This window comes from Ferrimonas kyonanensis DSM 18153, assembly GCF_000425405.1.
Taxonomy (GTDB): domain Bacteria; phylum Pseudomonadota; class Gammaproteobacteria; order Enterobacterales; family Shewanellaceae; genus Ferrimonas; species Ferrimonas kyonanensis.
This window is the reverse complement of record NZ_KE384363.1, coordinates 373,668-386,329: the sequence shown is the minus strand read 5'-3', so window position 1 is coordinate 386,329 and position 12,662 is coordinate 373,668. Positions and strand designations below refer to the sequence as shown.

12 protein-coding genes are annotated in these 12,662 nt (G+C 58.2%); 7 read left to right on the top strand and 5 right to left on the bottom strand.

The features are described from left to right. The first annotated feature begins 4 nt into the window (after positions 1–4). The 6 genes from H598_RS0115275 (at position 5) to H598_RS24600 (ending at position 5,090) form a co-directional block, all read left to right on the top strand. Positions 5–280, top strand: coding sequence for a hypothetical protein (locus H598_RS0115275; protein ID WP_035415967.1), 276 nt, complete (start codon positions 5–7; stop codon positions 278–280). Positions 281–332: 52 nt separating this feature from the next. Beyond that, on the top strand, positions 333–1,541 hold the full coding sequence (locus H598_RS24605) for an FMN-binding protein (RefSeq protein ID WP_051252770.1): 1,209 nt from the start codon (positions 333–335) through the stop codon (positions 1,539–1,541). Next, a complete protein-coding gene (locus H598_RS26620) occupies positions 1,538–1,684 on the top strand; it encodes a hypothetical protein (protein WP_156897070.1) in 147 nt (48 codons plus the stop codon). Before H598_RS24605 ends, H598_RS26620 begins: the two co-directional genes overlap by 4 nt. A 78-nt stretch (positions 1,685–1,762) precedes the next feature. Then, on the top strand, positions 1,763–2,416 hold the full coding sequence (locus H598_RS0115260) for a DUF3313 domain-containing protein (RefSeq protein WP_028113770.1): 654 nt from the start codon (positions 1,763–1,765) through the stop codon (positions 2,414–2,416). A gap of 151 nt (positions 2,417–2,567) precedes the next feature. After that, positions 2,568–3,953, top strand: coding sequence for a methyl-accepting chemotaxis protein (locus H598_RS0115255; protein WP_028113769.1), 1,386 nt, complete (start codon positions 2,568–2,570; stop codon positions 3,951–3,953). Positions 3,954–4,091: 138 nt separating this feature from the next. Beyond that, positions 4,092–5,090 carry a phospholipase A gene (locus H598_RS24600; protein ID WP_035415965.1) on the top strand — a complete coding sequence of 333 codons (999 nt, stop codon included), beginning with the start codon at positions 4,092–4,094 and terminating at the stop codon, positions 5,088–5,090. Between the two features lie 62 nt (positions 5,091–5,152). On the opposite strand, the gene creD is transcribed toward H598_RS24600, so the two are convergent. From creD to H598_RS0115235, 3 genes are all read right to left on the bottom strand, one after another. Continuing rightward, positions 5,153–6,499, bottom strand: coding sequence for a cell envelope integrity protein CreD (gene creD / locus H598_RS24595; protein WP_035415964.1), 1,347 nt, complete (start codon positions 6,497–6,499; stop codon positions 5,153–5,155). Between the two features lie 73 nt (positions 6,500–6,572). Beyond that, entirely contained in the window at positions 6,573–8,015 is a 1,443-nt protein-coding gene (gene creC / locus H598_RS0115240) for a two-component system sensor histidine kinase CreC (protein WP_028113768.1), read from the bottom strand. Then, the gene (locus H598_RS0115235) at positions 8,012–8,683 is read right to left on the bottom strand and encodes a response regulator (RefSeq protein WP_211227307.1); all 672 of its coding nucleotides are present in this window, start codon (positions 8,681–8,683) and stop codon (positions 8,012–8,014) included. Before H598_RS0115235 ends, creC begins: the two co-directional genes overlap by 4 nt. Positions 8,684–8,843: 160 nt before the next feature. Between H598_RS0115235 and H598_RS0115230 the strand changes: the two genes are divergently transcribed. Next, entirely contained in the window at positions 8,844–10,190 is a 1,347-nt protein-coding gene (locus tag H598_RS0115230; RefSeq protein WP_028113766.1) for a DUF3943 domain-containing protein, read from the top strand. 63 nt (positions 10,191–10,253) lie between these two features. Here H598_RS0115230 and H598_RS0115225 read toward each other — a convergent pair whose 3' ends face one another. Both H598_RS0115225 and H598_RS25725 read right to left on the bottom strand, forming a co-directional pair. Further along, complete coding sequence (locus H598_RS0115225) at positions 10,254–10,682, bottom strand: DUF3010 family protein (protein WP_028113765.1); 429 nt, start codon at positions 10,680–10,682, stop codon at positions 10,254–10,256. A gap of 13 nt (positions 10,683–10,695) precedes the next feature. Then, positions 10,696–12,279, bottom strand: coding sequence for an EAL domain-containing protein (locus H598_RS25725; RefSeq protein ID WP_051252769.1), 1,584 nt, complete (start codon positions 12,277–12,279; stop codon positions 10,696–10,698). Between the last annotated feature and the right edge of the window lie 383 nt (positions 12,280–12,662).

The window sequence follows — 12,662 nt, the reverse complement described above, 5'->3', positions numbered from 1 at the left end:
AGCGATGATGGGATTGATGTGGTACTTGATGGGAATGGGCACCACGGCGGCGCTGTGGGGCTACCTGAGGCTGCGGTGCACCTTTGCCCTGGACTGGAAAGCCAACCTGGGTCTTTGGCTGGCTTTTGTGCTGCTGTGGGTGTGTGTGGGCTGGTCCTGGGGGTCCTTTGCCGAAGGGGAGCCCCAGTCCGGCGCCATGGGCTTGTTGTGCTTTGGCTTGTCCTCACTGATGGTCACGGTATTAACCGTGCGCCATTGGGTCCTGCCGGCGAGAAAGTGAGCCTGTGCGGTCTCCATGCCGGCCATGGGGGCCGTTTTCATAAGAGAAGACGATGAAGCAATCGAACAACCGCGGCAGCAACGCGTCGCGGGCGGATACCAATAGGCTGCCATGGTTACAGCGCCTGTGTTGGCTGTCTCTGCTGGCCGCCTTGGTGGTGGGGTTGGTGTGGCGCCAGCCGGATCACCGTTTGCCGTTGCAAGGGGTATTTCCTGGTGCCGAGATTCAGCGGCTGGCGGAGGCCTCTGGCGAGCAGTATCGAGTAACGTTAGGGAACCAGGTGATGACGGTGAGCCTGGGGCAGGGGCAGGGCTACGGCGGGCCTCTGGTGAGTGCGGTGATTCTGGATGAGCGGGGGCGAGTACAGGATACTCGACTGGTGTCGCATAAAGAGACGCCGGGGTACCTGTTTCGTTTTGCCGACGGTAAGTTTTTGCGCCAGTTTCGCGGCCACATGGCCAACAGTGATTTTTTGTTGGGGCAGGGGGTGGATGCGCTCAGCGGTGCGACCCTGACTTCCCGGGGGCTGACGTCGAGCATTCGTCAGGGAGCCCATCAGGCCGCAGCCGGGCTGGGGTTGACGCGATCCTGGGCCGAGCCTGAATTGCACTTTGGCCTGAAGGAGTTACTGGCGGTGTTGTTGTTTGTGGCGGCGGCCCTGAGTCGTCGGGTCCCTCGAGCTTATCAGGGGCGCTACAACCGGGTGCTGTCGGCGGCATCGGTGGTGCTGATTGGCTACTGGTTGAACTCGGCACTGTCCATCGGCCTGATCGGCTCGATGCTGCTGGGCTACTTCCCATCTCCGGCTCAGCAGCCGCTGTGGTACATCATGTTGGCGGGTACCTTAGGCGCGATCCTGTTGCTGGGACGAAATCTGTATTGCAGCCAGTTGTGCCCGTTTCACCAGATTCAGAAGTGGCTACAGCGCATCAGTGGCTTGAATCTGGCGCTGCATCCGGCATTGAAGCGTCGGGCCAAATGGCTGGCCAACGGCTTGCTGTGGTTGTCACTGATGCTGATTTTCTTGTCACGGACTCCGGCCATGGGCGCCTACGAGCCATTTTCGATGCTGTTTTCTCTCGATGGCCTGGGCGTTCAATGGTATCTGCTGCCCCTGAGTCTGCTGGGGGCCTTTGTGGTCAGCGATTTCTGGTGCCGGCTGTTTTGCCCGCTGGGGCGGTTCTTGACCCTGATGCTGGAGCTTCGGGCCAAGGGGCGCCGTTTTCTGTCCGGGGCTCGGATCATTGGGAGGCGCTCATGAGTGGGCAGCGCAACAAAGCCGGGCGTCGCAGTCGCGAGGCGACCACCCGCGAGGCTCTGTGTACCACCCTGATCATCCTCCTGACGCTTGTGGTTATCCTGTTGTTTTTTCTTCAGCAGTGGCGGGATAGTGGCGTGTTCTAACCCGGCTTAACTCTTGCTTTATTTTGGATTTACTCCTGTTAAACTGCCGCCACTGATGGTTGATTCACTGAGAATTCGATGAAACGTTTTTTGTTGCTGCTGCCGGTGTTGTTGGTAACCGCTTGTGCCCAGAGGCTGGTTCAGCATGATGCCCTGTTTAGCTCTTTTGAGGATTTTCGTCCCGGCCCGCAAGGGGGCGTGGATCTGGTGTGGGCGGCACCGACCATCACCTCGGTGGCCGAATTGCAACAGCGGTTGAATGGCTACGATAAGCTGGCTCTGGAGCAGGTGTGGGTGGTGGTGGACGAGGACACCGGCATCACCACCGAGCAAGTGGATGAGCTGACCGGTTACATCACCGAGGCGATCGTGGCAAAGCTCGATGGCCGTTTCACGCTGGTGGACGAGGTGGATGACTCGACCCTGAGGATGAGCATCGCCCTGACCAACATCGAGACGCCGAATCCAATTTTGGCGGTGACCAGCACTGTGTTACCCGTGGGACTGGGGATCTCCACCCTGTCCAAAGTGGTCACCGGTGAATACACCAACGTCGGGGGCGGCACCATTGAACTGCTGGTCAGAGACGGCAAAACCGGCCAACCGCTGATCGCGGCCATCGATCGTCGTCAGGGGGGCAAGGGGCTGGGGGCGATCATCGATTCCACCGATGATGTCAAAGACGCCATCGATTGGTGGGTGGAGCGACTGGGGCGGTCTTTTAACAATTGAGCGTTAAATCGCCAACCCATAAGACCAGGTGATAACATCCTTTTAATATCTTTATGGATGATTATACTGGCTGTGTTCTACATGGGTTGGCATATGCGCATCCATAAGCGCAGTTGGCCCGGTTATTCATGCAGATTCTGTGGGTCTCAGAATGAAAGAAGTCGCATTTCGCTGGGTGGACAAATGGCTGATCCACCTCAGTTTGAGAGAAAAATTCTACCTCATTTTCCTGTTGCCTTTAGTGGCTTTCCTGTTCTTTTCCTCGGTGCTGATACGGCAGGCAGACCATCGTGCCGACCAGGCTCTGGCTCAGCAACAGCAACTGGTGCAGGGGCTGTTAGCCGCTGCCGACCTGAGTCGGGCTGAGGTGGCCGAACGGTTGCAGGGCAGCGGTCTGACTCTGGAGCCAGACCGCTCCGCCAAGGGATACCGGGTGGTGGCCAGTCCACAGCCCGGCCTGTTGTCACAGCTGGCGGCCTGGCAATGGACGCTGTTGGCACTGCTGGTGGTGGTGGCGGCAATGGTGGCGTATTACGTTATGACCTTTATTGGCGGGGCGATGTTCAGTACCTATCGGGCCCTGCAGAACCTGGCCGATGGCGATCTGCAGCAACGACTGAATTACATTCCGGTTCGGGATGAGTTCAGCCTGCTGGCGGTGACCATCGATCGGGTTACCGAGCGTGAGCAACAGTTGGTGTTGGAGATGCGCAACGCCTCATCGCTGCTGTCCAGCATTGGTGAGGAGCTGGCCAGCATGAGCCAGCAGTCCGAGTTGCTGGCGGCGGACCAACAATCGCAGATCGACGGTCTGGCTGGCGCCAGCGTGCAGATGGAGGCCTCCATTCGGGAGGTGGCGGCGCATGCCGAAGACTCCTCCACGCAAACCCAGGACGCCGCCGAGGCCTCTAACGAGGGCCAGCGCAAGGTGGATCATACTCGAGGTGCCATCGGTACCCTGGCACAGGAGATTGAGCAGGCGCGTCAGGCGGTGGCGGAGCTGGATGCCAGCAGCGTCGAGATTGGCAAGGTGCTGACCACCATCAACGCCATCTCCGAGCAAACCAACCTGCTGGCGCTGAACGCGGCCATTGAAGCGGCCCGGGCCGGTGAGCAGGGGCGCGGGTTTGCGGTGGTTGCCGATGAGGTGCGAACCCTGGCCAGCCGGACTCAGCAGGCGACGGTGGAGATTCAGGGGATGGTCGAGGGGCTGCAAGGACACAGCCTGGGATTGAAGCGGGTCACCGACAGCACGGTGGACAACGCCCATCAGAGCCAGACCCTGATGAGCGGCGTCCACGATGAGATTGAGCGGGTCAGTGCCCTGAACCTGTCGATTTCCGATCGCAGCGCCGAAATTGCCGCCGCGGCGACCCAGCAGGGCAGTGTGGCGGCGGAGATCGCCTCCAGCCTGGAGCGAGTGCGCAGCCAGTCCCATGACGTGGTGGGGATGATTCGCGATTCCGCCGGCAATGTGGAGCGCATCAGCCAGCAGGCACAGGTCATCGAACGGCTGGTAAAGGATCTCAGGGCGTAATGCACTTGAGAGTGATGAAACCGGCCGCTGGCCGGTTTTTTTGTGTCTGTTCGTCGGAGTTTGGCTTAAGTGACTGTTATGTTTGAATCGAGTTTTTGATACTCTGATATCAAATTTTTACAATGCTAAGGATGGGCAATGGGCTTAACTCTGGCGATGATGGCGGCTGCGCCGCTGGCGACGCAACAGCAGCAGTGCCTGCTGCAGGCGCTTGAAACGGCGACGGAACACACTACCGTGGCTGAGCTGCGCGCCCAGTGCGCTGAGCCGATCGAGACCGATACCCTGGCGGCACAGCGTCGCGACACTGACGTCAGCGAGCCTCAGGAGTCGGCACTGGAACAGCGCATCGAGGATGAGGAAAAGGTGGCTGGATCCGATTTCAGCCTCACAGCGCACCGACACAATTACATCCTGCCTTTTACCTATAACGACACACCGAATCAGGCGCCGTTTGACCCTGAAGAGTTGCCGTTGCAGCGTTCGGAGATCAAATTTCAGTTCAGTTTCAAGTTGCCGCTGACGGTACCACTGTTCTCTGACTCCGGTCGGCTGTTTTTTGCCTACACCAACCAAAGTTGGTGGCAGGCATACAACACCGACCACTCGGCGCCGTTTCGGGAGACCAACCACGAGCCGGAGCTGTTCTGGGCACAAAAAGTGGATTGGCAACTGGGAGACTGGCGGTTGCCGGTCGTGGGCTTTGGCATCAACCATCAGTCCAATGGTCAAAACGGCGACAAGAGTCGCAGTTGGAATCGTCTGGTGGGGACGGCGGTGTTCGAACGCGGCGATTGGACCGTGGCGGCCACGGGATGGTATCGCTTGCCAGAGGACGAAAAGACCTCTCCCGAGGATAGCCGCGGCGATGATAACCCGGACATCACCGACTACCTGGGCTATGGCGAGTTAGGGGTGCTGTACAAGTATCAAGAGCACACCTTCATGGGCCAGTTCCGAAATAACCTGGATGTGAAAGACAACCGTGGCTCGGCGGAGCTGGGGTGGACCTTTCCGTTGGGGAACAAGGTCCGTGGCTATGTGCAGTACTTCTATGGCTATGGAGAAAGTTTGATCGACTACAACGTTAAGACCAACCGCATCGGTGTTGGTTTGGAGATGACCCCGATCCTCTAGGTTGCTGCCACCGGGAGCGCCAGCTCCCGGTGGTTTGAGTGACGATTGGGTTCAGGGTGAAGTCAGTCCTGAATATCAGGGGTAAGCTTCGCGGAAGCATTCGCAGAGGTCGATTGCCTCTGGTACCAATTGACATGGCGGGTGATCACCATCACCAGGCTCAATATCGCAAAACACAGCAGGCTGCCCATTAACAGCGCGTAACTCTCCGCCTGAAGCAGGCCAAACAGCATGGCGTACAGCGCCAACAGACAGGCCGAGAACACCCCTCCCTGACGCCGTCCCGGCAGCATTCCGCTAACGTACACCCCCAGCAAGGTTGTGGAAGCCAGTGCCGAGATCAGGTACGCGGGGTTGAAGCCAATGTGTTCGCTGAGTGAAATCAGCAGCAGATAGAACAGCGCCAGCGCCAGACCGACGAAGCCATATTGGATCGGGTGAATCGGCCGCGCTTGAAACAGCTCCAACAGAAAGAAACTGGCGAATATGAGGGTGATCACCAGCAGTGAGTAGTTTACCGTCCGGTGGGACTTCAGATAGTGATCCACCGGGTCGATCAGGCTGACACCCATCTGCCTGGCATTCAGCTGACCGCAGTTGGACGAGCTCTGCAGGCACAGGGTGAACAGCTGGCGAATGTTGGTGGAGAAGTTGTTGGTTACCCAGTGGGCGCGAAAACCGGAGTGGTCGATGTCAGAGCTCACCGGCAGGTAGTCACCGATAAAGCTGGGGTGTGGCCAGGGTGAGGACAGTGTGACCTCGGTGGCATTTCCCACCGGCATTACCTCCAGTTGCCCCATTCCCTGCAGTTGCAGCGCCAACTCGAACGCGAGCGGTGTCTGTTGCTGCAGCAGCGACAGCGGCAAGGGGGCATGAAACCCTTGTGGCCATTGGCGCAACTCGGTGCCGGGTTCCACCTCATAGGCTTGGCCGTCGAGGGTCAGGGTGTCGATGGCGCCGATGCCGCGGCTGTCGCTGACTGCCACCACCAAAGCCAGCGACTCGATGCTGTCCTTGGGCAGGTCGCTAAGCGTGGAGAGGTTCAGGCTTCCCTGTACCTGGCTGTCGGCCCGATACAGGCGGGCAGTGTAGATGCCGCGGTATTTCTCGAAACTATTGAGATTGGCCTGGAACTGATAGCGTTCCGGTAACACGATGGCCTGCCGACTGACCTGGTGGGATTGGCCTTCGAGGGTGACGGTTTCCTGATAGCGGGCGACGAGCAGCGGGCCGATGAACTGCTGGGGGCCACTGCTGCTGCGGGCGATCTCCTGCTTGACCTCCTGCTGCCGCAGGTTGCGCTCAGCAATCAGGCTGTCGATCATCATCAGTGGTATCTGCAGCATCAGGAACAGCAGTATCACCACGCCAAATTTAATGGCCATCTCATTGCGTATTATGGGTTTCATATTCACTCTCCTGGTGGGGTACAGGCAGAGTAAAACCCTTGTGTGGAGCGCGTATGGAGCCTGTGTGGAGAGTTTATGGAGACGGTAGCCGCAGGGTCGCCAGAACGCCATCCTGATGATTCTTTAGCTGCAACTCTCCGCCATGGAGAGTGGCAACCTGTTCCACAAAGTGAAGCCCAAGTCCGCTGCTCTTGGCGCCATCAGGGCGTGCCAGGGAGAAGAACCGCTCTCGGACTCGAGGCAGAGCGTAGTCGGGAATGGCCGGCCCCTGATTGAACAGGGACAGCGCAATGCTGCCATGGTCGCACTGGGCCTGCCAGCTGAGGCTGGCGCCCGAAGGGGCAAAGTCGAGGGCGTTGTCCATCAAATTAAACAGGGCCTGGCGCAGCAAGAACCGGTTTGCCTGAATCTGCAGCGAGCCGGGCAGCGACGCTTGGCACTGGAGCTGTTTCAGGGTCAGCCTTGGGGCGGCGGAGGCAATCACCTCCTCCACCAGTGACGCCAGCATTACCGGCTCAACCTGTTCCAACTGAGGCCGCTTTTCCAGTCGAGCCAGTTGCAGCAATTGATCGATCAGCGACTGCATCCTGCGGGCTTCACGTTCAATATTGCCGGCGAAGCGGTTTTGCTTGTCCGCTGGCAGCGGTGCCTGCAAGATCTCGCTGGCCCCACGGATGGCGGACAGCGGGCTTTTCAGTTCATGGGTCAGGGTCTGAACATAGTCCTCTACGTACTGCTTGCCGTCCAGCTGGTTGCGCATCTGCTCCAGGGCATCGCTCAGTGCTCCGTACTCGTAGAAGATGCGAAAACGGGGTTTGGTCACCGGCTTTCCCTGTCCCATATGATTGGCGTAATGGATCAGCCGGCTCAGGGCGGTGTTGATACGCCAGGCGACCAGGGCGCCGGCCAGCAGAACCAGCAGGGTCATCATCAGCATCCAAAACGCCACTTTTTGTTTCGACAGGTCGATAAACGGCTGAACAGAGCGGTTGGCCTTGGCGACGGTGACACTGCCGATGATGGCACCATTATCCATGATAGGAGCGGCGACGTGCATCACCGTGGACAGCGGGTCATCGGGATCCAGCGCGGTACTGCGGGCGCCGTATTGGCCCCGTAGGGTCAGGTAGACGTCGTTCCAGCGGGAAAAGTCCTGGCCAATGTCCTGTTGCCAGGAGTCGGCTACCACTATGCCATTGCGGTCGGTGATGTAGATGCGGTGATTGATGGTCTTGTGGCCAAACTCCCACAGTCGTCCCTGTGGCTGTCGTTGGCCATAGGTGCTCAGCAGCTCGGCAAACCGGCTCTGGTTGAGGTTACCGGCGGCCATCGGTTGCTGTGCCAGCACGGCCAGCAGGTTGGCCACGTCCACCAGGGTCTCTTCGGTGGCCTGACGTACGGCCGGTTTGACCTCCTGAATCACGGTTTTGCTGACAAAGTAGGCGGTCATTGCCACCAGGACAAAAAACAGCAGAAACAGGCGCAGCCCAAGAGGAATACGGGGCCAGCGGCTCATGGTGCCGTCCTCTGGTAGTAGTAGCCGAACCCGCGCTTGGTGTGTAGCCGGGCGTCGTGCCCAGCGGGTTTCAGTTTTTGTCGAATCGCTTTGATGTGGGAGTCGATGTTGCGCTCGTACACCGCATCGGCAGCCATGTCGGCGGCGATCATCAACTGCTCGCGGCTCAACACTCTGGGGCCAGCCTCGATCAGCTTGCTGAGTATCTTGAACTCCACCGCCGTCAGGCCCAGAGGCTGGCCATTGCAGTTGAAATCGAAATTGTGGCTGATCAGTTCGCCGTCGGTGGTTGTGGTGCTGTGTGCCTCGGCGGCGCGGGGGCGAATGCGCAATTTGATTCGGGCCAGCACCTCTCTGGGACTGAAGGGCTTGGTGACGTAGTCGTCGGCACCGATCTCCAGCCCCACCACACGGTCGATGACGTCGTCGCGGGCGGTGAGGAAGATGATCGGAATGTCGGAAAAGCCACGGATGGTTTTACACAACTCGAAGCCGCTGACGTCCGGCAGACCGACATCCAGAACCACAAGGTCGGCGTGCTGCTGACGCAGGTAGGTCAGCCCTTCACCGCCGCTGGCAACCCAATGGCTGTCGTAGCCGTCCATCTCCAGGACGTGGATTAGGGTATCGGCGATGGCGGGCTCGTCTTCGATAATCAGGATATTCAATGTGTTACTCAATCTGGCGACGTTGCTGACAGTATACCCGCTTCTGCCAGGGTCTGCTTGTGATGGCCGAATCGGTGTTGCTGGAGTCAGAGAAAAACGTTACCACTTTGTTGTGGCTGGTTATAATGAAATCAACGCTGAATTTCAGGGAGTTAAGGTGATGGCAGGGACAGGATGTCGATGGCTGGCCGTGGCGATGATTGGGGTGTTGTGGAGTGGCTTGGTGTTGGCCGAGTCCGAGGAGTTGTACCGGCCGCAGGTCACCAACAGCAGTTGGGAGCAGAAGGCGGTGTCACCGTCGGCGTACGACGATCCCTATCGGGTGTCGCTGTTTGATGCTCCCCATGGGGAAGACCAGGCGCGGCTGTGGTCACAAACCAAGTCCCTGGCCTGGTATGGCGTTGGGGTGGCGGGGGTGATTGCGCTGCTGCCGGAGGATATCTCCAACTGGGACAAAGACAACGCCAAGCCGTTCAGCAAGTGGTGGGATAACGTCTCTCAGGGACCGGTGTGGGATCGGGATAACTGGCAGATTAACTACGTGGGCCATACCTATTTTGGTGGTGTCTATTACCAGGTGGCACGCAAGTCCGGTTACCGGCAGTGGGACGCTTTTATGTACTCCTTCCTGATGTCGACCTTCTATTGGGAATATGGGTTGGAGGCCTTTGCCGAGGTGCCCTCCATTCAGGATATCGTCGTTACACCGGTGTTGGGCTGGGTGTATGGGGAATGGGCGTTTCAGACCGAGCAGGCGATCTGGGCCCAGGGGGGCAAGGTGTGGGGGTCTCAGACTCTGGGGGACACCGCGCTGTTCTTCCTTGACCCCGTGGATGCGCTGGGGCGGGGCATCAATAGCCTGTTTGAGCGGCAGGTGATCAAGGCGGGTACCGGTTACATGACCGTCAGCGAGGTGCCCATGGGCAACAGCCGCAGCGATACTCAGGTGCAACTGGGGCTCAGGTACCGCTTTGGTGGCAGCAGTGGCGAGGCCGGAGAGCTTTCCTCTTCCAGAGGCTCCGCCAGTCGTCACGCCGAAGACCCGGTGGATTTTGGCATTGTCGGATTGGGGGTTGGGATGGCGCAGCTGAACCCGGATGACTTCTGGGCCGTCGAGAGTGGCAGCGTACCGGTGGTGAGCCTGGGGCTGTACTTCTCGTCGCGCTGGTCGACCCGATTGAGCTACGCCAGGACCGATCTCAATGAAAAGGGTACCGGCAAGGAGCTCACCTATGAAAACTACAGCGCCGATGTGCAGTACTACTTTAATGGCGACAGCCGCCTGCGGCCGTTTGTGACGGCGGGGATAGGGGAAACTCTGCGGGATCAGGACCGGGATAAGAAGACGTTTCAGGTCAACGGTGGTCTTGGACTGCATTGGCAGCTGCACCCGAACTGGGCGTTACAGGCAGACTGGCGCCATTTCCACAGTACCCGTTTTTCTACCACTGACGACCTGTTGGCAACTCAGCTGATCTACCGCTTTGGCCGCGGCGAGCGCCTCTGAGCCTGCCCTGAAACGACGCCGCCCGGCACAGGCCGGGCGGAGAGTCAGCAACGCTAAAAGGGGTTAGCGCTTCATGTTCAGGTAGGCATAGCCGGTGGCGAAGGCGTTTTCCTGGAACTGCTTCAGGCCCACCTCTTTCATGCCAATGTCCACCGGCTGACGCTTGAGGCTCTCTTTGATGGCGGTGCCGGAGACCACTTCCACATCGATGCCTTCCGCCAGTTGCATGGCCGCTTCCATCTTAAAGCCGATGGCACTGCCGGCAAATTTGCCTTTCATTGGTCGCTCGCGAATGACCACTTTATCGACCTTGTAGTCGCTGACCAGCTTGGCGAACTCCGCCTGAAACGCTTTCAGCGGCTTGACCGCAGTGCCGTCATTCAAGGTCAGCTTTCGGGCGCGGCATTCGGCCACATTAAACAGACCCCGATCCAAGCCAAGGATGCAGACAATGGCTTCGTTACTTTTTAATTCAACCGCACAAATTTTCATTTTTTCACCTAATTCAGGTCTGCCTGGTGGCCAGATCGCCGGCTAGTATAGTGGAATCCGGCTGCGGGCGGGAGGGACGATGGCGGTTTTGCTGCTCTTTTGGCTGAGAAATGTCCAGCGGACCGGGTCTGGCAAACAAATAGCCTTGCATGCGGGTGACGCCTCGGGCCAACAGGTACTGGCGCTGGGCTTCGGTTTCCACCCCTTCGGCAATGAGGGTGATGTCGAGCCGGTGTGCCAGTTGCAGAATCGAGTCCAGTACCGGCTGAGTGTCGCTCTGATGCTGAACCATCTGCACGAAACTTTTATCCACCTTAAGGAAGTCTGGCTGAAATACCTTCAGACTGGCCAGGCCGTTATGGCCGGTACCAAAGTCGTCAATGGCCACCTTAAAGCCCCGCTGCCGAATGTCGTACAGGGTTCTCTGAAAATGGGCGGATTGAAAGTCCAGCACTTCACGTTCGGTGATCTCCACCACCAGTTGCCTGGGCTCGATGCCGATCTGTCGACTCAGGTGCTCCAGAAAATCCCCCAGGTTGCGGTTCTCGCTCAGCAATTGCTGGCCGGCCAGGTTGATGCTCAGGTAGCCGTGCTGTTCGGGCTGATATTGGCATTGAGGGGCCAATTCATACAACAACCTGTCCAGCTGATGGTGGAATTCCAGCAGTGGAATGAACTCATCGGGGGGGATGGTGCCGAGCTGTGGGTGTTGCCATCGGGCCAGCAGTTCGTGCCCCAGTACCCGCTTGTCGCGGCCATCGACGATGGGCTGAAACACCGGGTAGATTTCACGATTGCTGAAGGTGTCCAGCAAGTCTTCCGGGTGCAGGCCATGGTAGCTGCGCCAATACAGCAGCAACAGCGTGGTGGTCAGGGCGACAAACAGCGATACCGGCACGCCAATGGCAAGGTTCTGTTTCATGGCCATCAACAGGTGTTCGGGGTGCAGGTAGAGGCTGATCTCCAGGTCGCCGCGGCCATCCCGGTATTCTTGTGACAACCAGGTGCGGACGCTGCTGCCCAGAGTGATGATGGTTTCCTGTTTGTAGTTGAGGGTGATCAGCGAGTGGCTCAAAAACTGCTCTTCCGGAAACAGCAGTTTCATCAGTCGGCGGCTCTTGCTGATGCCGAACAGGTAGCGGTTGCCTTCGAGCCGAATGGCCATCAGCTGATAGGACTGCAGGTGATGACTGTCGTTCTTCATCCAGATGGGGCCGGCTCCGGAGGCCACCACATCAAAGGCGGTGGAGGGGGCGATGATCAGGTCCTGATCGCGGCAAAACCCCTGTTCGTCGCTCATGGTGGCCAGATAGTCAAAGTAGTGGGAGCGCTTGGCTGCCCGCTTCAGTTCCCGTTCGGAGTTGGCATTACAGATGCCCCAGGGCACCGTTTGAGCCAATTGGCTGAGTTCATTGTGACTGTGATTGTAATAGGCTTCAAACAGGGACAGGCCCAGAGACAGGCGGGAGTTGATGGTGTTGGAGTGGTTCATCAGACCCAGGGCAATGCTGAAGATCAAGCCCACGGCCAGAGTGATCGAGAAGTAGCGCCATCCCAATCGAATCAAGCGTCCAAGTTGCCACCTCAGTTTGCTCATCTCAGGTTCATCGTCCTTTGGGAACCTCCACTGTGAGGCTCAACTTATCATATTTGTTGTCGAAAAAAATCCACTCGCGTTGATGTTGTGAAAAAAATGTAACCGCCAATTTGAATGTCCATATGCTTGAATTGACAGACTTTCCGTCTCGCCTATTTGGCTTTGTTACCCGGCACGGCCCGTCCTGATTGCTTTTCAAGTCCATCGCAGTGGCAGGACATTTCTGGCTGCGCTGCCAACACGACAACCCCAAACTCGTTTTAGCCACAAAGCTGGCCACCCAGACGGCTGTGATCCCGGCCACAGAACCTCATTTCTGCGCACTTGTTCACGAATAAGGTTCGGGCCCAGTTCTCATATTAATCAAATGTTAAAAAAATAAC

Bases quoted from the DNA above. Each gene is read 5' to 3' on its own strand.
- H598_RS0115260 (WP_028113770.1), top strand. From the start codon at position 1,763: ATGAAACGTTTTTTGTTGCTGCTGCCGGTGTTGTTGGTAACCGCTTGT.
- H598_RS24600 (WP_035415965.1), top strand. From the start codon at position 4,092: ATGGGCTTAACTCTGGCGATGATGGCGGCTGCGCCGCTGGCGACGCAA.
- creC (WP_028113768.1), bottom strand. From the start codon at position 8,015: ATGAGCCGCTGGCCCCGTATTCCTCTTGGGCTGCGCCTGTTTCTGCTG.
- creD (WP_035415964.1), bottom strand. From the start codon at position 6,499: ATGAAACCCATAATACGCAATGAGATGGCCATTAAATTTGGCGTGGTG.
- H598_RS0115275 (WP_035415967.1), top strand. From the start codon at position 5: ATGATGGGATTGATGTGGTACTTGATGGGAATGGGCACCACGGCGGCG.
- H598_RS26620 (WP_156897070.1), top strand. From the start codon at position 1,538: ATGAGTGGGCAGCGCAACAAAGCCGGGCGTCGCAGTCGCGAGGCGACC.
- H598_RS0115255 (WP_028113769.1), top strand. From the start codon at position 2,568: ATGAAAGAAGTCGCATTTCGCTGGGTGGACAAATGGCTGATCCACCTC.
- H598_RS25725 (WP_051252769.1), bottom strand. From the start codon at position 12,279: ATGAGCAAACTGAGGTGGCAACTTGGACGCTTGATTCGATTGGGATGG.
- H598_RS24605 (WP_051252770.1), top strand. From the start codon at position 333: ATGAAGCAATCGAACAACCGCGGCAGCAACGCGTCGCGGGCGGATACC.
- H598_RS0115230 (WP_028113766.1), top strand. From the start codon at position 8,844: ATGGCAGGGACAGGATGTCGATGGCTGGCCGTGGCGATGATTGGGGTG.
- H598_RS0115225 (WP_028113765.1), bottom strand. From the start codon at position 10,682: ATGAAAATTTGTGCGGTTGAATTAAAAAGTAACGAAGCCATTGTCTGC.